The sequence below is a fragment of the Maricaulis sp. MIT060901 genome, assembly GCF_047123815.1.
Taxonomy (GTDB): Bacteria; Pseudomonadota; Alphaproteobacteria; order Caulobacterales; family Maricaulaceae; genus Maricaulis.
In genome coordinates this window covers 525053-541286 of sequence record NZ_CP138920.1, presented here as the reverse complement: position 1 = coordinate 541286, position 16234 = coordinate 525053, and the positions used below count along the sequence as shown (strand labels likewise).

General features: G+C 61.6%; 17 protein-coding genes and 1 tRNA gene. 9 read left to right on the top strand and 9 right to left on the bottom strand.

Annotated elements, in window-relative coordinates; genetic code table 11:
- Positions 1 to 26 precede the first annotated feature (26 nt).
- On the top strand, positions 27 to 710 hold the full coding sequence (locus SIC17_RS02740) for an SDR family NAD(P)-dependent oxidoreductase (protein ID WP_412546327.1): 684 nt from the start codon (positions 27 to 29) through the stop codon (positions 708 to 710).
- A 112-nt stretch (positions 711 to 822) separates the two neighbouring features.
- Here SIC17_RS02740 and SIC17_RS02735 read toward each other — a convergent pair.
- Positions 823 to 896, bottom strand: a tRNA-Cys gene (locus SIC17_RS02735).
- Positions 897 to 1079: 183 nt separating this feature from the next.
- Here SIC17_RS02735 and SIC17_RS02730 point away from each other — a divergent pair.
- The 5 genes from SIC17_RS02730 (at position 1080) to SIC17_RS02710 (ending at position 8205) form a co-directional block, all read left to right on the top strand.
- Entirely contained in the window at positions 1080 to 1733 is a 654-nt protein-coding gene (locus SIC17_RS02730) for a protein-L-isoaspartate O-methyltransferase family protein (protein ID WP_412546326.1), read from the top strand.
- A gap of 217 nt (positions 1734 to 1950) precedes the next feature.
- On the top strand, positions 1951 to 3336 hold the full coding sequence (locus tag SIC17_RS02725) for a TolC family outer membrane protein (RefSeq protein WP_412546325.1): 1386 nt from the start codon (positions 1951 to 1953) through the stop codon (positions 3334 to 3336).
- Positions 3337 to 3426: 90 nt separating this feature from the next.
- Complete coding sequence (locus SIC17_RS02720) at positions 3427 to 4014, top strand: DUF2497 domain-containing protein (RefSeq protein WP_291893437.1); 588 nt, start codon at positions 3427 to 3429, stop codon at positions 4012 to 4014.
- Between the two features lie 73 nt (positions 4015 to 4087).
- Positions 4088 to 7216, top strand: a complete 3129-nt coding sequence (locus SIC17_RS02715; protein ID WP_412546324.1) for a valine--tRNA ligase — start codon at positions 4088 to 4090, stop codon at positions 7214 to 7216.
- A gap of 2 nt (positions 7217 to 7218) precedes the next feature.
- Entirely contained in the window at positions 7219 to 8205 is a 987-nt protein-coding gene (locus SIC17_RS02710) for a DUF3137 domain-containing protein (RefSeq protein ID WP_412546323.1), read from the top strand.
- Here the strand turns inward: SIC17_RS02710 and mnmH are convergent.
- Positions 8202 to 9260, bottom strand: a complete 1059-nt coding sequence (gene mnmH / locus SIC17_RS02705) for a tRNA 2-selenouridine(34) synthase MnmH (protein ID WP_412546322.1) — start codon at positions 9258 to 9260, stop codon at positions 8202 to 8204. The two genes, SIC17_RS02710 and mnmH, sit on opposite strands and share 4 nt — an antisense overlap.
- 55 nt (positions 9261 to 9315) lie before the next feature.
- On the opposite strand from mnmH, the gene selD reads away from it, so the two are divergent.
- On the top strand, positions 9316 to 10365 hold the full coding sequence (selD, locus tag SIC17_RS02700) for a selenide, water dikinase SelD (RefSeq protein WP_412546321.1): 1050 nt from the start codon (positions 9316 to 9318) through the stop codon (positions 10363 to 10365).
- 7 nt (positions 10366 to 10372) lie between these two features.
- Here the strand turns inward: selD and SIC17_RS02695 are convergent, their stop codons facing one another.
- The 3 genes from SIC17_RS02695 to SIC17_RS02685 form a co-directional block, all read right to left on the bottom strand.
- Positions 10373 to 11185: a DUF2145 domain-containing protein gene (locus tag SIC17_RS02695; RefSeq protein WP_412546320.1), complete on the bottom strand. Its 813-nt coding sequence runs from the start codon at positions 11183 to 11185 to the stop codon at positions 10373 to 10375.
- Positions 11172 to 11546 carry a hypothetical protein gene (locus SIC17_RS02690; RefSeq protein ID WP_412546319.1) on the bottom strand — a complete coding sequence of 125 codons (375 nt, stop codon included), beginning with the start codon at positions 11544 to 11546 and terminating at the stop codon, positions 11172 to 11174. The genes SIC17_RS02695 and SIC17_RS02690 overlap by 14 nt, the downstream gene beginning before the upstream one ends.
- A gap of 112 nt (positions 11547 to 11658) precedes the next feature.
- Positions 11659 to 12183: a DUF4440 domain-containing protein gene (locus SIC17_RS02685; RefSeq protein ID WP_412546318.1), complete on the bottom strand. Its 525-nt coding sequence runs from the start codon at positions 12181 to 12183 to the stop codon at positions 11659 to 11661.
- A gap of 104 nt (positions 12184 to 12287) precedes the next feature.
- Here SIC17_RS02685 and SIC17_RS02680 point away from each other — a divergent pair, with 104 nt between their 5' ends.
- Positions 12288 to 13088 (top strand): LytTR family DNA-binding domain-containing protein, encoded by an 801-nt coding sequence (locus tag SIC17_RS02680; RefSeq protein ID WP_412546317.1) that lies wholly within the window; start codon positions 12288 to 12290, stop codon positions 13086 to 13088.
- Here the strand turns inward: SIC17_RS02680 and SIC17_RS02675 are convergent.
- The 3 genes from SIC17_RS02675 to SIC17_RS02665 all read right to left on the bottom strand — a co-directional run bounded on the left by SIC17_RS02675 (position 13085) and on the right by SIC17_RS02665 (position 15112).
- Positions 13085 to 13936 carry a DUF2145 domain-containing protein gene (locus tag SIC17_RS02675; protein WP_412546316.1) on the bottom strand — a complete coding sequence of 284 codons (852 nt, stop codon included), beginning with the start codon at positions 13934 to 13936 and terminating at the stop codon, positions 13085 to 13087. The genes SIC17_RS02680 and SIC17_RS02675 overlap by 4 nt on opposite strands.
- Positions 13937 to 13938: 2 nt before the next feature.
- Positions 13939 to 14223 (bottom strand): hypothetical protein, encoded by a 285-nt coding sequence (locus SIC17_RS02670; RefSeq protein WP_291893418.1) that lies wholly within the window; start codon positions 14221 to 14223, stop codon positions 13939 to 13941.
- Positions 14224 to 14323: 100 nt separating this feature from the next.
- Positions 14324 to 15112 (bottom strand): exodeoxyribonuclease III, encoded by a 789-nt coding sequence (locus SIC17_RS02665; RefSeq protein ID WP_412546315.1) that lies wholly within the window; start codon positions 15110 to 15112, stop codon positions 14324 to 14326.
- 101 nt (positions 15113 to 15213) lie between these two features.
- On the opposite strand from SIC17_RS02665, the gene SIC17_RS02660 reads away from it, so the two are divergent.
- Complete coding sequence (locus SIC17_RS02660) at positions 15214 to 15549, top strand: hypothetical protein (protein ID WP_291893413.1); 336 nt, start codon at positions 15214 to 15216, stop codon at positions 15547 to 15549.
- On the opposite strand, the gene SIC17_RS02655 is transcribed toward SIC17_RS02660, so the two are convergent.
- Positions 15546 to 16229 (bottom strand): nitroreductase, encoded by a 684-nt coding sequence (locus SIC17_RS02655; protein WP_412546314.1) that lies wholly within the window; start codon positions 16227 to 16229, stop codon positions 15546 to 15548. The two genes, SIC17_RS02660 and SIC17_RS02655, sit on opposite strands and share 4 nt — an antisense overlap.
- Positions 16230 to 16234 lie beyond the last annotated feature (5 nt).

Genomic DNA, 16234 nt, shown 5'->3' with positions numbered 1-16234 from the left:
TACCGGGTTGGACCTGTCAGCGGAGCATGATCTTGACGAAAATAGTCATCGGGGCGAGCGGGGCGATTGGCGCGGCAATCGCCGACCGGCTGGAAGAGCAGGACGATACGGTGTTGCGCGTGGCACGCACAACGACGCCCGCGCTGGACCTGACAGACGAGGCCAGCATCAAAGCCGTCGCCGACCATGTTCGCGAGGTCGGCCAGCCGGTAGAACTGGTGTTTGATGCCACCGGTTTCCTGCACGGCGACGGGTATATGCCCGAGCGCAGCTGGCGTGCGCTGGACGCCGAACACATGCTGCTGGATTACCAGCTCAACACGGTTGGACCGGCCTTGTTGATGAAGCATTTCCTGCCCCTGCTGCAGCGTGATTCGCGCGCGGTTTTCGCCACCTTGTCCGCCCGGGTCGGGTCGATTTCAGACAATCGGCTGGGCGGGTGGCACAGCTATCGCGCATCCAAGGCGGCATTGAACCAGATGGTGCGGACCTGCTCGATCGAGCTGGCGCGCAAGAACCCCGAGGCGATCTGTGTTGCCATCCATCCGGGAACAGTGGCGAGTCGCCTGTCGGAGCCGTTCTCCAAATCCGGGCTGGATGTGCGCACGCCCGAAGTTGCCGCTGAGGAGATACTGGACGTGTTGGATAGTCTTGCGCCGACCGACACGGGAAAGCTTTTCGACCACAAGGGAAAGCGGGTGGAGTTCTAGGGGAGCGGCAGCCCTTCTACGCCAAGGCTTCGAAGGGCACCTCTTCGCGCACGCGCTTCGCTCGTATTCACGCTTGGGGTGGCTCGCCACCCGACGCGCGAAGCGCGAAGGGTGGAGGCACCGCCCGGAATCGAACCGGGGTCCACGGATTTGCAATCCGCTGCGTAGCCACTCCGCCACGGTGCCGAAAATGCGAGGCGCGATCTATAACCAACCCGGACGGGTGGGGCAATCGGCCACGACATTTTCTACTGATATTCGCCGCGCCTGCGTTGTTTTGGCCTGTCGCGCAGCGTGATGCTTGCCCGCAAGGCGCGGCACAGGATATATCACGCGCAACTTGCCTTCCCATTCGCTGAGGAGATCTCCGTGAGCGACTTCGACCTGGCCCGACAGCAGATGGTGGATTGCCAGATCCGCCCGTCCGATATCACCGACCGCCGTTTGCTCGGCGCTTTCGAGACGGTGCCGCGTCACGTCTTCACGCCGCGCTCCAAGCTGGCTTCTGCCTATGCGGACGGTGAGGTCGCCACAAGCGAGGCGCGCCGCATGATGCGTCCGCGCGACATGTCCAAGCTGATCCAGGCTGCTGACATCCGGGGCGATGAGATGGTGCTGGATATTGCCTGTGGTCGTGGTTATTCCACCGCCATCCTGGCCAAGCTCGCGGAAACCGTTGTCGGCCTCGATGATGATGAGGACGGCCAGTCTCGCGCCAGCGACCTGCTGTCCGAGTGTGGTGCCGACAACGCTGTCGTCATCTCCGGTGACCCCAAGGCCGGCGAGGCCGACCAGGGTCCGTACAATGTGATCTTCGTCAACGGTGCCGTTGAAGACGTCCCGCAGGCCTGGCTCGACCAGCTTGCTGATGGTGGCCGTCTGGCCGTTGTCGTGCGCAAGGGCCCGGTGGGCAAGGCGACGATTTTCACGCGCTCTGCTTCGGGCATCGGCGAGAAGGTTGTCTTCGACGCATCCACCTCAACTATTCCAGGTTTCGAGCGCGCTGAGAGCTTTTCGCTCTAAAAAAGCAGCTGGGGGCGCGACGGAACGCCGTCGAGCCCTACGTTCAAGCGCGCGTTAGAAGAATTACCAAAATAAAAGAGTGAACGCTGTTCACTTCTGCTATTTGGTACCCTATATGGGCGACAGGCTCGCGCTGGTTTCTGGCGCGGGTCACGTTATGATGGGTGCAGACAATTGCTGAGTCTGTTGCCGGAAAGAGGACAGAAGTATGGTTCGCATGTCTCGTTGGGTTGCGGCCCTGACCGCCGGAGTTTCGCTGCTGGCTGTTGCCGCAAACGCCCAGGCCCAGTCCCTGGAAGAAGCCCTGGCCCACGCCTACAATACCAACCCGACCCTGCAGGCCGAGCGCGCACGTCTTCGCGCGACCGATGAAAGCTGGGTCCAGGCGCGCTCGGCGCGACTGCCTTCCGTGTCCGCCGACGCCTCGATCTCGCGCAACAGCACGGAGAGCCGCAGCACATTTGTTCTCGGTAACCAGCAAGTCGTCTCGCAGTCGGAAACAGATTCCACGCCGAAGAACTACTCCATTACGGCGACACAATCGATCTATCGTGGAGGCCGCACGTCTGGTCAGATCAACCAGGCCAGTGCCCAGGTCATGGCCGGTCGTGAAAGCCTGCGTGCGGTAGAGCAGGGCGTCCTGGTGGATGCCGTTACTGCGTTCATGGATGTCCGCCGTGACATGGAAGTCGTGTCAATCCGCCGCAACAATGTCGACGTCCTGGCCCAGCACCTGCAGGCCGCCCAGGACCGGTTTGAAGTGGGTGAGATCACCCGCACCGACGTGGCCCAGGCCGAGGCGCGCCTGTCCGGTGCTCAGGCCCAGCTGGCCGGTGCCCAGTCGCAGCTGTCCGTCAGCCGCGCGGCCTATGAGCGTGTGACTGGCGAGCCGGCTGCAACGCTGGAACAGCCGCCGGCCCTGCCGTCACTGCCGGACAATCTTGCCGACGCAGCCTCTGCCGCCTTTGACAACAGCCCGCAATTGCGCGCGGCCCAGTATGGCGAGGAAGCGGCCCGCCACGGCATCCAGGTCGCACGCGGCGCGATGCGTCCGGAAGTGTCCCTGCGAGCGTCTGCATCTGCGGCACGTGACAGCAGTTTCTCCGGTGATGAGCGCGACAGCACGTCGATCACGGGTACCGTGTCCATGCCGATCTTCACCGGTGGTCTCAACCGCTCACGTGTGCGCGCGGCCGTGGCATCGGAAGAACAGGCCCGTTTCCAGGTCAATGAAGCCCGCCGCCAGGTGACTGAAGGTGTGACAAATGCCTGGACGGGTTACGTTGCATCTCTTGCTGTCATCGATTCCAGCCGTCAGGCCGTTCTGGCCAACGAGATTGCGCTGGATGGTGTGGAGCAGGAGGCCTATGTCGGCCTTCGAACGACGCTGGACGTACTGGATGCCGAACAGGAATTGCTGGAAAGCCGCCTGACCCTGGTGACGGCCGAGCGTGACAGCTATGTCGCCGGTTATCGTCTGCTTCAGGCCATGGGCCTGCTATCGGCAGACAGTCTGGGACTGGGTGTTGAGCTGTATGATCCTGCAGCTGTGGAAAACTCCCGCTCGCGCTTCAATAACTTTGACTTAACGCCCTGGAATTAGCCTTGAAGGCGAAACGTGGGGGTGGACATCCGCCGTCCGCCCCGGTTTATTCGCGTTAGACGAGAATTGCCGGACAAAGGATCCGCACACATGGCTGATGCTGCTGAAAACGAACCGTCAATGGAAGAAATCCTCTCCTCGATCCGCCGGATCATAAACGAGGACGAGGACGAGGCTCCTGCTGCCGAAGCAGAAGCTGCCCCGGCGGAAGAAGAATCCAACTCCCAGGACGACATCGATTCGATGTTTGACGAGGCGCCCGCTGCTGAGGAAGAGCCGGGGCCCGAGGCGGAGGACGTGCTCGAGCTGACCGACATGGTCGACGAGCCGGATGCAGGCACGGATCCCATGACGATGGACGATGATCTGATGATCGTCGATCGCGAAGAGGAAGAGCCGGAAGTCGTGGCCGAGCCGGAGCCGGTGGTCGATTTCGACGCGGTCGAGGCCGAAGTAGCTGATGGCATCATGTCTGATGGCGCTGCTGCAGCGGCGATGGGCTCCTTCCACACGCTGGCTGACAGCATCCGTATTTCCGAAGAAGAGGGCCGTACACTGGAAGGTGTCGTCCGCGCTCTGCTTCGTCCGATGCTCAAGGAATGGCTCGATGCCAACCTGCCGAGCATTGTGGATGAAAAGGTACAGGCCGAGATCGACCGCGTGGCACGCCGTCGCTAACTCTTTCGTCGAACACTGAAATCATCTAAGGGCATCGACGAGACCGTCGGTGCCCTTTATTCATGCGCGGATCATGATGGAAAAGACATTCAACCCAGCCCAAGCCGAAACCCGTATCTATGATGCGTGGGAGCAGTCCGGAGCCTTCCAGCCCAAGGATGACCCGAACGCCAAGCCGTTCTGTATCGTCATCCCGCCGCCCAATGTGACAGGCCGCCTGCACATTGGTCACGCGCTGAACAACACACTCCAGGACGTGCTGAGCCGCTACAAGCGCATGCTGGGCGACAGCGTGCTGTGGCAGCCGGGCACCGATCATGCGGGCATTGCCACCCAGATGGTGGTTGAACGCCAGCTGGCCGCCAACCAGGAACCGTCCCGCCGCGATATGGGCCGCGAGAAATTCGTGGAACGTGTCTGGGAGTGGAAGGAAGAATCCGGCGGCATGATCCTGCAACAGCTGCGCCGCCTGGGTGCCAGCTGTGACTGGTCGCGCGAGCGTTTCACCCTGGATGAGGGCCTCTCCGAGGCGGTGCTGAAAGTCTTCGTCGAGCTCTACAAGCAGGGCCTGATGTATCGCGGCAAGCGCCTGGTGAACTGGGATCCCAAATTCGAGACGGCGATTTCCGACCTCGAGGTCGAGAATATCGAAGTCGACGGCCATATGTGGCACTTCAAATACCCGCTCGCTGGCGGCAAGACCTATACCTATGTGGAAAAGGACGAGGACGGGAATGTCACGCTCACCGAAGAGCGCGACTATATCTCCATCGCCACGACCCGCCCGGAAACCATGCTCGGCGACGGCGCGGTTGCCGTTCACCCTGATGATGAGCGTTATGCGCCGATCGTCGGTGAGCTGTGCGAAATCCCGGTGGGCCCCAAGGAGCATCGCCGCCTGATCCCGATCATCACGGACGAGTACCCGGACCCGGAATTTGGTTCCGGTGCGGTCAAGATCACCGGCGCCCATGATTTCAACGACTATGAAGTCGCCAAGCGCAACAACATCCCGCTCTATCGCCTGATGGACACCCAGGCCACCATGCGCGCCGATGGGCCGTCCTATGACGAGTGTGCGACCAAGGCCCAGGCGATTGCCAGGGGCGCAGACCTGCCGTCCGAGGCCGAGGTTGATGCGATCAACCTGGTGCCGGAAGACTATCGCGGTCTCGACCGGTTCGAGGCGCGCGAGAAAATCATTGCCGATATCACGGCGGAAGGTCTCGCTGTCATGGTGACGCCGGAAGCCAAGGATGGGGATGAGGAAGCACCTCAGCCCATCCCGCTGGTGGAAAACAAGAAAATCCAACAGCCTTTCGGTGACCGGTCCAATGTCGTTATCGAGCCGATGCTGACGGACCAGTGGTTCGCCAATGCCGGTGAGCTGGCCAAGGAAGCCATCGCCGCCGTCGAGGATGGCCGCACGACCTTCCACCCGAAAAACTGGGAAAAGACGTATTTTGAATGGATGCGCAACATCCAGCCCTGGTGTGTTTCGCGTCAGCTGTGGTGGGGGCATCGGATTCCCGTTTGGTCGGGTCCAAAACGGCTCGCCTACCTCCTTGAGTCTGAGGAGGAAGGTGCCAGTCATGATTGGGATAGCTGGAAGACAAATCCGGATGAGCGTGTGGAATTCGCAGCGACAAGCCGTGATGACCTTCACCAACAATTGGCGGACTATTACTCAAAAGACCCGCTCGGTCAGAATATTAGCATCGACACTTCTCGTTGTTTCGCTGAAATCACCGGAGAAGATGACCGGGCTGATGGAAACTTTGGCTATCGTCTGGGCGGTGGGCTCCGTGACGAGTTCTTCCAGATTGATGTCAATTGTAATTGGCGAGGTGAAGAAGGTGTTGGTTTTTGCGTGTTGTCTGAGCGCGATACTGACGTCCTCGATACCTGGTTCTCCTCCGCCCTGTGGCCGTTCTCGACCCTGGGCTGGCCGGAGCAGACGCCTGAAGTCAACCGCTTCTACCCCAACACCGTCTTGATCACGGCCTTCGACATCATCTTCTTCTGGGTCGCCCGGATGATGATGCAGGGGCTGCACTTCATGAAGGACGAAGACGGCAAGCCGCAGGTGCCGTTCAAGGATGTCTATATCCACGCCCTGGTCCGCGACGAGAAGGGCCAGAAAATGTCCAAGTCCAAGGGCAATGTGATTGACCCGCTGGAACTGGTCGATGAATACGGCGCTGATGCTGTGCGTTTCACCCTGGCGGCCCAGGCCGGGCAGGGGCGGGACATCCGTATGTCCACGCAACGCGTTGAAGGTTATCGCAATTTCGGCACGAAGCTGTGGAATGCGGCGCGTTTCTGCGAGATGAATGAGTGTGCGGTGCCGGCCGGTTTCGACCCGTCTTCCGTCACCCAGACCGTCAATAAATGGATCCTGGCCGAAGCCCAGTCGACCGTTGCTGCGGTCAACAAGGGCCTGGACGAATACCGGTTCAACGAGGCGGCGGCTGCAGCCTATCGTTTCGTCTGGAACATCTTCTGTGACTGGCACCTGGAATTCGCCAAGCCGCTGTTTGGCGGTGAGGATGCAGCGGCCAAGGCCGAGACCCAGGCGACGACCGCCTATGTGCTCGATATCGCGCTGAAGATCCTGCACCCCTTCATGCCGTTCGTGACCGAGGCGCTGTGGACGGAAACCGCCAAGCGTGACACCCAGCTGATCGTGGCCGTCTGGCCGCAGCTGGACGGTCTGGCTGATGCGGATGCGGAGGCCGAGATGAGCTGGCTCATCGACGTCATCACCAATATCCGCAGCCTCAAGGCCGAGATGAATATCGCGCCGGGCAAGCCGCTCAACGCGGTTCTGGTGGGCGCGTCGCAAGACATTCTCGACCGTGTCGAGCGCAATCGTCCGCTGCTGGCCCGCATGGCCCGCCTCGAGGAGATCTCGGCTTCTGACAGCGTCCCGCCGGCCTCGGCGCAGACGGTGGTCGGCGAAACGGTCATCGCCCTGCCGCTGGACGGGGTGATCGATCTGGACGCCGAACGTGATCGCCTGGCCAAGGAGCTGAAAAAGCTCGATGGCGAGATCATGCGCCTGGAGAAAAAGCTCGGAAACGCCAAATTCGTCGCCAACGCCCCGGAAGAGGTCGTCGCCGGCGAGAAAGCCAAGCTGGCCGACTACACCGCCCAGAAAACCAAGGTCTCCGAGGCCCTGGGACGTCTGGAGACGGCGTAGACGTGGACGCAAAGTTTCAGGAACTCTGGCAGGAACGCCTCCAGCCCTGGCTGGAAGGGCTGGAGAAGGAGCGCAAGCAGGCGACCGGATCCTTCTGGATCTGGTTGTTTGTGGCTATTGCGATCGTGGTTGTTGGGCTGGTTGTCGTCGGTTCCATGAATGACGATAACTTCGGCTTTTTCCTTGTTTTTCTGGTGTTTGCCCTGTTCGCCATCGTGGCGGGCAACAGCAAGGTGGACAAGCTGCGCAAGCGCGTGAAGCTGGAGCTCAACACGGCCATCGCCGAGGCATGCGGCATGGCCTATTCCGTGCGGCCGTACTCGCCGGCGCGGTTCTCCACATTCCGCCAGTATGATTTGCTGCCCGTCTTCAACCGCAAGCATTTCGAGGACCATTTCTCCGGTGAGATGGATGGTTGTGATTTCGAGCTCTACGAGGCGCATCTCGAACAGCGGCGCCGCTCCAAGAATTCGACCTACTACGTCACGGTTTTTCGCGGTGTGCTGATGCGCATCACTTTCCCGCGCAAGGTGGAAGGGGTGACCGTCATCACGCGTGACCAGGGCTGGCTGAACTCCCTGCAAAAGCTGTCGCGGTCCTTCGGGTCCACCAAGCTGGAGCGTATCGGTCTCGTTGATCCCAGATTCGAAAAAGCTTTCGAGGTCTATGGCAATGACCAGGTGCTGGCGCGCTACATGCTGACACCCAGCTTCATGGAACGCCTGCTCGACCTGGAAAAGGCCCTGAAAGGCAAGCGTGTGCGGGCCATGTTCGACCAGGACAGCGGCAAGGGCGAGCTGTTGATCGCGGCGGAAACCGGCAATCTCTTCGAAGTTGGCTCCATGTGGAAACCGCTGGCAGACCAGGGCCGCATCAAGTCGATCATCGATGAGCTGAACCTGGTCACCAGCCTGGTAAAAATGCTGGTCGAGAGCAGTGTCGACAGCGACGACGTCAAGGCGATGCTGGATCGCAATCCGGAAGTCTAGACCGTCTCTCGCTCGCAGATTTGATCCGCGAGATCGCTGAGCGCAGCATCATCCAGCGATGCCGTGTCCAACACACGCTCAGCCCACTCGGCACCGTCACGCCGTCGAGCCCGGTCGTAGGCCGGGTCGTAATGGGCCTCCACCAGGGCGATGGCGAGCGGATGGAAATCACCGGCCTCGGCCATGGTGAGCCATTCCGTGATTGTCTCGCCTGACTGGAACTGTCTAAGGCCTTTAATGGCCTGGACCAGCTTGTCCGTATTGGCGGCAAGGTCGGGATAGGCGCGCATGAGATAGCGGGCGCGCTCTTCAACAGGAGCCTTGATGACAAGGCGATCTGCCGCCTGCATGGCATTCCACAATCCGACCGGCACGCGCCTGCGACCGACCAGCTTGCTTTCCGCCTCGATATAGGTCGGGCGGGCCGGGTTGAGATCGCGGAGCCGGGTCCAGAGCCGGGTTTCGAAGGCTTTCTGACTGGGTTGGTCCTCACCGGCGAAATCGCCGAAGATCGAACCGCGATGATGCGCGAGGCCTTCCAGGTCGATGACCTGTTCACCGCGCTCGGCCAGCACGTGCAAAAGGCGGGTCTTGGCCGTTCCGGTCTGGCCGTCAATCAGTGTGATCTTGTGTGTTTGCTCAGCTTCCAGCGCTTCGCGTACCTGGTCGCGCCAGCGGCGATACCCCCCATGGACGAGCGTCACCTTCCAACCGATCGCCGAAAGCACAGTCGCCATGGAGGACGACCGCATGCCCCCGCGCCAGCAATAGATGAGCGGCCGGAAGGTCTTGGGCTTGTCGGCAAGTTCGGTCTCGATATGCCGGGCAATATTGCGCGAGGTGAGGGCAGCGCCCATGCGGCGCGCCTCGAACACCGAGACCTGCTTGTAGTGCGTGCCGACGCGCGCGCGCTCCTCATCGTCCAGCACAGGCAGGTTGATGGCGCCGGGCAGGTGATCCTCGGCAAACTCGCCGGGCGAACGCACATCGATAATAGCGTCATACTGCGCCAGCGCGTCGCTGGAGAGGTCTTTTGTGGTGGCGAAGGCTTGCATCGGCGATTATGTCTCCTGAAACAACATTAGCCGATCAGACAAGGGTTTGTGGATCATGGATGACACTCAAGCGGTTCGCCTCAGCGCTCTGGCCCATGGTGGCGGCTGTGGCTGCAAGCTCGATCCGGCTGTGCTGAGCGATATTCTCGGCGGTGCACCGGCCATGCCAATGCCGTCGGAACTGCTGGTGGATGCGGCCACGCGGGATGACGCGGCGGTCTGGCGCATCAATGATGAAACGGTTCTGGTGGCCACCACCGACTTTTTCACCCCCATTGTCGATGACCCGGAAGTCTTCGGAAAGATCGCCGCGACCAATGCGCTGTCGGATGTCTACGCCATGGGCGCGACGCCGATCTTCTGCCTCGCCATTGTCGGCATGCCGGTCAACAAGCTGCCGCGCGAGATGGTGCGGGCCATCCTGGCGGGCGGACGCTCTGTCGCGGAGGCTGCAGGTGCCCCCGTTGCGGGCGGACACTCGATTGATGCTGCCGAGCCCATTTATGGCCTGGTTGCCCTGGGCACGGCCCATCCCGATCGGCTGAAGACCAATGCCGGCGCCAAGGCGGGCGATGTGCTGGTGCTGGGCAAGTCCATCGGTATCGGGGTGTTCAGTGCGGCGCTGAAACGCGGCGAGCTCTCGCCGGACGCCTATGACGCCATGGTCGCTTCCACGACTCTGCTCAACACGCCCGGTGCGGCGTTGAGCCAGCTGGACGGCGTCCATGCCATCACCGATGTCACCGGCTTCGGCCTGCTGGGCCATCTCTCCGAGATGTGTGAGGGCGCGGGCCTGACCGGTATTGTTGAACGCGCCAAGGTTCCGGTATTTGCCGAAGCGCGCCGCCTGGCCGAGGCCGGGATCAAGACGGGCGCGTCCGGTCGCAACTGGGCGGCTGTCGGCGACAAGGTCACCATACCCGCCGGCTGGTCGGACCTGGACGAAATCCTCTGGTGCGACCCGCAAACCTCCGGCGGCCTGATGGTCTCGTGCAGCGCGGACGCGGTGGACGACGTGCTCGCCTGTTTCCACGCGGCAGGCCACAGCGCCGCCACCGTCATCGGTCGCATGCAAGCCGGCGAACCGGGCGTTCGGGTGGAGTAGGGAGCGCTCAGCTCCCCCCGTCCTCCGTTTCCGTCAGGAAATCCGCTTCCAGCTCATAGACGGCGCTGGCCAGGTTGAACTCGGTCATGAATTCGCCCATCGAGGCGAAGGTTGCGGTGCGGATGGGGCCGCGGTGATCGTCGAGCCGGACGCGCTCGTCGACGGATGGGCCGAACATGCGCTCCAGCAGGCTGGTCTGGACGCGCGCGGGCTCGTACCAGGCTGACAGATTGGTTTTCAGCGTGTCTCGGTCCGTCGTCTCCCACGCCGCTGCTGCCAGCAGATCCAGCATGAACTCATTACAGTTCTGGAAGCGCAGATCGTGCGGGCTGGAGATCAGCGAATAGTCCGGCTGGTGCAGGGTATTGATGTCGCCGCTGGCAAACAGGCCGAGCAGGCGGCGCTGCATCTCCGGTGAGGGCACGATGATACCGACCTCGCCGATCACATCGCCCTGGGTGAAATTGAGCAGCCAGTCCTGGGCGAGGTGCGAGCGGCGACGGTTTTCCTCGCCGTGATAGAGATTGTGCACGGAATAACCGCGAATACGTTCGCCGGTTTCTGTCTGCATCTCCGAATATATCCAGAAGGCGCCATGGGGGTAGCGAATGCCGTCGGGCAGGTCCTCGCGTGCGCGGCCGGTCCGGAAGACCAGGGCGATACGCGCGCCCTGGCCGGCAAGTTCCCGCTCGATCTGTTTGGCAAAGTCTGCGCTGTCCTCGGCCGGGAAGGGCGAGATCGGTGTCGCCCCGGAACCGGCTTCCGCCTCTCCCAGGACAATGGCCAGAGCAGTGGCCGCGAGCAGTTTAGTCGTTGTCATGACGTTGAGCCTCGTAAGGCACGTCCGGCGGCGGGGCGACGACAACTTCATCACTGACGTCGAGCGGTTCCATGCCAAATCCCCAGGCCAGCATGTCCTCGGCGTACTCCGCGCCTTCCTCGATGAAGGCCGGGTCGCCGGTGACCAGGGTTGCGCCGGTGCTCATCACGATGACGGCAGCGCTGGGGGCAATGACGACCGCTGCCGAGGCGAGTGTCGCCGTGACCTCGACAGAGGCTCCGGCGCTCTCGCCCGAGGCGCGGGCAGCGGGTGTCCCGGATTGGGTGGCAAAGGCACCCGGTGTGAGGACCAGAACACCCGCAAGGGTGCTGATGCAGAGTGTTGAGAGAGACCGTTTCATGTCCGCCTCCTTGTTCACGTGGTTTAACCATGTGAGCCCGGATCAGAAGGCTGGCGGTGAATCAAATTCAAACAAGGGGGAAATTTCGATTCACCGCGAAACGTCCTTTGCGTCAGTTGCGCGCATCCATGATGGCCGTGTGCTCGACCTTCCACATGCCGTCCGAGCGGCTGAGCACCAGGTGGAAGTGCGTCCGGCGGGCGGTCTCGCCCGCATTGCGGGACTGGCCGCGATTGCCGTCTGTGTAGAGGTGCAGGACGGCGACGTCATCGCCGATCAGGCGCGTGGATACACGGCGCATATTGGCGACCTCGGTGCGGGAAACCTGGGCAGAGAAGGCTGGGAACAGGCGCTCTTCCAGGAAAACGGCCAGGCTGTCGCTCGACTGGAACATGCGGGCATAGGCATTGATCCACTCCGTGTCTTCGTGGTGTAGCGCGATGAAGCTGTCGGTATCCTGTGCGCCCCAGGCGGCGGTATAGGCCGCGAGGAAATCGTCCAGCTCGGCGCTGAGTGCGGCGTTCTGCTCGAACCCGGTTTCGCGGTAGTCAGGGATCTCACGGCGCTCCTGCGCATCGGCAGGGGCGATGTGGCTGATGGCAAGGAAGGCGAGGGGGAGGAGTTTGGTCAGTTTCACGAGGATGGTCCTTTCAGGTTTCGTTTGGCGCCGCGATCTGCAAGCGCTTGATGAGCCAATCGAATTGCGCAAAATCTGATGTCGAACCAGCGGAGTGTCGCCAAATGTCCGAACCTGTCGTGAGTGGTCACAGTCCGTCCGCGCGCTATCGCGCGCCCTGGCACCATAACTGGCGGCTCCTGGGTGGGCTGATCCTCTTCATGGGGCTGAATTACGCGTTTTCTGATGCGTTCTCGACGGGGAAACTGCCCCTCTGGCACCGGCTGGGTCTGTGGTGGCTGGTGGCCGGGCTGATGGTGGTGCAGCCGGTTCTCATCGACTGGCAGCTCGCGCGTTTCCTGCCACGAACCCGGTCCGGTGAGATTACCGGTCTGGTCTGCGCCACCCTGCTCAGCATCCCGATCATGGCGATGGAGCTGGAAGCGCTTAAACGCACACCCATCCTGCCCAAGGAGCCTGACCCGTGGATGGAGTTCATAGTCTTCCTCGCTCCGCCTGTGGTCACGGTGGCCGGCTTTGTGCTCTTTCTGCGCCTGGCCTGGGAGGAACTCTATCTTGAGCCCGAGGTCGCGACGCAGACCCATGCGGAAGCGAATCCGCAGCCTGACGAGCGGTCCGATTTGTCAGGTGTGCTCTACGTCCAGGCCCAGGACCACTATCTGGAGATTGTCACCGATACGCGCCGGCGTTTCGTGCGCGGACGGCTAGGCAAGTATATCGGTGACGGTGGTGCGGCACTCGGCACCCGGTGTCACAGGTCCTGGTGGGTGGCGGATCGCGCTGTTGTCTCTGCGCTCAAGGACGGGCGGGACTGGAAACTCGTGCTTGCGGACGGGCAGCGTGTCCCGGTCGCGCGCTCGCGTGTGGAGGTCGCGCGGGAAAGAGGATGGCTAAGAGAGGCTTAGTCCACTGCTGTGGCTGCTGCCTCGCCGCCGCGATAGACCATATCCTCGGCGCGGGAATAGTGCGCATCAATCTCGAAGATCTGGTCCTCGTCTGCCAGGTCAAATGCCAGCATGAAATCGGCCAGGGAGGCGAAGGTCGCCGTGCGAATGCCATCGCGCTGGTCGTCGAAACGCAGGCGCGCGTCCGTTAGCGGTGCCAGGAAGCGCTGGAACACGTTCAGCTGGACACGGGTCGGGCGGAAATAGGCGTCAATATTGACCTTGATCTGCTCGCGGCTTGCGGTCTGCCAGATGGCCGAAGAGACCACGTCCAGCATGAATTCGGTACAGTTCTGGAAACGCTCGTCGGCCGGATTGGACAGGAGCGAGTATTCGGGGTGGTGCAGGGCCTCAAAATAGGGAGAGGCGATGACGTCCAGAATGCGACGTTGCATCTCGCGATTCGGGATGATCACACCGACCTGACCAACGGAGTCCCCGCGCGTGAAATCGAGCGGCCAGTCCTGGTAAAGACCGGACAATGTTACCGGATCGATCTCGTGATAGAGATTATAGACCGCATAACCATACTGAGTGCCGCCGCCCAGAGTCGGGACAGGCGCATAGACCCAGAAGGCGCCGTGCGTGTAGCGGATTTCGCCTGGCAATTGTGAACGCTGGCGCCCGGTGCGAAAGACCATGGCGACATAGGCCCCGCGGGAAGCGAGCTCCTGTTCGATCTGTTTTGAGAAATCCGCCATCTCGCGAAGGGAGAAGGCATCGACCGGCTCGCTGTTGCTCTCCGCCTGCGCTGTCGGGGCAATCGCCAACGCGGCAACAAGGGAAAGACAAACGAGCAGGAAACGCATGATCAGTTATCCGGACCGGAACGGCGGGAATTGTCGACAATCACTGCCTCACCGAGCGGAAGCGGTGCGTCTTCATCCTCGCCCTCACTCTCGCGGCGCTGGGCGATGCGCTGGGCGTCGCGCGCATAGTTGCGGGCGCGATCCTGGGTCGAATCATCACGGGCATAGTTCACGCCACGCTCGGACAATTCCTCTTCCATCGCGTTGGCCGGTTGTTGCTGGTCCTGGGCCAGTGCAGCGCCGCCAGAAAAGGCAAACGTGCAGGCAGAAACGAGTAGCAGGCGCATGGATCTCCTGTCCCCTTGGTTCGTTAAAGCGACATTAACACACTTCCTGCGTGAACCCAGTGTGAATTTTGCTCGTTGAGGGGGAGTGCGCGTGTTTGGCCTAAAGCGCGAAGGTGCCCACAATCGGAATGTGGTCGGAGGCTTTCGGCTCACCGCGCGTCTTGCGGTGGATGTCGATCTTTTCGAGGGCGTCGGAAGCTTGCGGCGAACACAGGAGATGGTCGATGCGGATGCCATTGCCTTTCTGCCAGGCGCCGCCCTGATAGTCGTAGAACGTGTATTGATGACCCCGCCCGTCGAGCTGTTCAAAGGCTTCGGTCAGACCGAGCCAGCGGAGCTTCTTGAAGGCGGCACGTGTGGCCGGCAGGGCGAGCGCGTCATCGGCCCAAACCGCCATGTCCCAGCAATCGCTGTCGCGCGGAATACAGTTGTAATCACCAGCCATGATCAACGGTTCTTCCAGCTCCAAAAGGCCCTTGGCGTGGGCGTAGAGACGTTCCATCCAGGCCAGCTTGTAGTCGTATTTGGGGCCGGGCGCCGGATTGCCATTAGGCAGGTAGATCGAGGCGACACGCACCGGACCGCTCTCCGCCGAGATCACGGCTTCGATATAGCGGGCCTGCTCATCCTCATCATCGCCGGGCAGGCGCGAGGTGCATTCCTCGATCGGGTAACGCGAGAGGATGGCCACGCCATTGTAGGATTTCTGGCCGTGGGTCTCGACATTATAGCCCAGATCCTCGATCTCCATGCGCGGGAAACCCTCGTCCACCGTCTTGATTTCCTGAAGGCAGACCACATCCGGCTTGGCCTCGCGCAGCCAGTCCAGCACGTTGGGCAGGCGGGCCTTTACGGAATTGACGTTCCAGGAAGCGACGGTCAGGGTCATGGGAGAATCTCGAGCGGCTGTTGGCCTCAGTGTATGGCGTTCGTCGCGCGAGGAAAGCGGGGGATGTAGATGGATCTCGTGCTGTTGAAACGGATACCGGAATGCTGAATCTGCTCCAACTGCTTGCCTGGCTGCTGGCTCTGGCCTGGTTCGTGATCCTCTCGTTCGTATTGCTTAACCCAATGGCGTTGCTGGACGTGCCTTCCGAGGTCGCTGGCGGCCTCTGGGGGCTGCAGCTGCTTTGGATGCCGCTGGCCGTGGTTGTTCTGGTCGTGGCGGCTACACTCACGATCAAGCAAAAGCCGCGAATTGCTTTTGACTTGGTCGTTCTCGCGCCACTGCTTTGGTATCTTTTCGTTGTGAACCCACAGATCCGGGACGCGGAATATCAGCAATACTTGATTGATTGTGGTGACGTTCGTGGGGGGAAGCGTTAAAATCCTTCAAACACCGCGAACTCATCGACGGGAACCCGTTCGGAACGCAGTGAATTCACCGGCGCTTCCGGATCGGCGTGGCCTAAAGCCAGGCCGCACCAGATGCGCTGGTCATCGGCCAGGCTCAGGGTGGTGGCGATGGTTTTGTGGCGGGTCATCCAGGCTTCCTGGGCGCAGGTCGCCAGGCCCTTCTCTTCGGCGGCCAGCATGAAGGCCATGATGAACATGCCCAGATGGCCCCACTGATTGGGGTTCATCTCCTTGTCGAGGCTGAAGAAGATGCCGACCGGGGCCCCGAAGAACTCGAAATTCGACAACAGGTGATTGAGGCGTCCGGCCTTGTCCTCTCGAGGGATACCAATCGTGTCATACATCTGCTCACCCAGCTCGAAGCGGCGGGTGCGATAGGGTTCCCAGAGCTTGTTGGGATAGGCGCCAAACTCGTTTTCATCCTCGAACGGCGCGGCCTCCAGACGTGCCCGGACAGCGTCGATGACACGCTGGCGGGCTTCACCGGCAACCACGTGCACATGCCAGGGCTGGAGATTGCCGCCGGACGCCGCCCAGCGGGCCGTGTCGAGCAGATCCCGGATCTCGGTTTCGCTGACGGGGGTGTCCAGAAAGGCGCGGGTCGAGATGCGACGACGCATCACGGCGGAAAGGGAGGTGTCAGTGGTCATCAGGC

Excerpts from the sequence above, each read along its gene's own strand:
- SIC17_RS02670 (WP_291893418.1), bottom strand. The coding sequence starts at position 14,223 with ATGCGCCTGCTACTCGTTTCTGCCTGCACGTTTGCCTTTTCTGGCGGC.
- SIC17_RS02725 (WP_412546325.1), top strand. The coding sequence starts at position 1,951 with ATGTCTCGTTGGGTTGCGGCCCTGACCGCCGGAGTTTCGCTGCTGGCT.
- SIC17_RS02675 (WP_412546316.1), bottom strand. The coding sequence starts at position 13,936 with ATGCGTTTCCTGCTCGTTTGTCTTTCCCTTGTTGCCGCGTTGGCGATT.
- SIC17_RS02720 (WP_291893437.1), top strand. The coding sequence starts at position 3,427 with ATGGCTGATGCTGCTGAAAACGAACCGTCAATGGAAGAAATCCTCTCC.
- selD (WP_412546321.1), top strand. The coding sequence starts at position 9,316 with ATGGATGACACTCAAGCGGTTCGCCTCAGCGCTCTGGCCCATGGTGGC.
- SIC17_RS02740 (WP_412546327.1), top strand. The coding sequence starts at position 27 with ATGATCTTGACGAAAATAGTCATCGGGGCGAGCGGGGCGATTGGCGCG.
- SIC17_RS02695 (WP_412546320.1), bottom strand. The coding sequence starts at position 11,185 with ATGACAACGACTAAACTGCTCGCGGCCACTGCTCTGGCCATTGTCCTG.
- SIC17_RS02665 (WP_412546315.1), bottom strand. The coding sequence starts at position 15,112 with ATGACCCTGACCGTCGCTTCCTGGAACGTCAATTCCGTAAAGGCCCGC.
- mnmH (WP_412546322.1), bottom strand. The coding sequence starts at position 9,260 with ATGCAAGCCTTCGCCACCACAAAAGACCTCTCCAGCGACGCGCTGGCG.
- SIC17_RS02715 (WP_412546324.1), top strand. The coding sequence starts at position 4,088 with ATGATGGAAAAGACATTCAACCCAGCCCAAGCCGAAACCCGTATCTAT.
- SIC17_RS02655 (WP_412546314.1), bottom strand. The coding sequence starts at position 16,229 with ATGACCACTGACACCTCCCTTTCCGCCGTGATGCGTCGTCGCATCTCG.
- SIC17_RS02680 (WP_412546317.1), top strand. The coding sequence starts at position 12,288 with ATGTCCGAACCTGTCGTGAGTGGTCACAGTCCGTCCGCGCGCTATCGC.
- SIC17_RS02690 (WP_412546319.1), bottom strand. The coding sequence starts at position 11,546 with ATGAAACGGTCTCTCTCAACACTCTGCATCAGCACCCTTGCGGGTGTT.
- SIC17_RS02660 (WP_291893413.1), top strand. The coding sequence starts at position 15,214 with ATGCTGAATCTGCTCCAACTGCTTGCCTGGCTGCTGGCTCTGGCCTGG.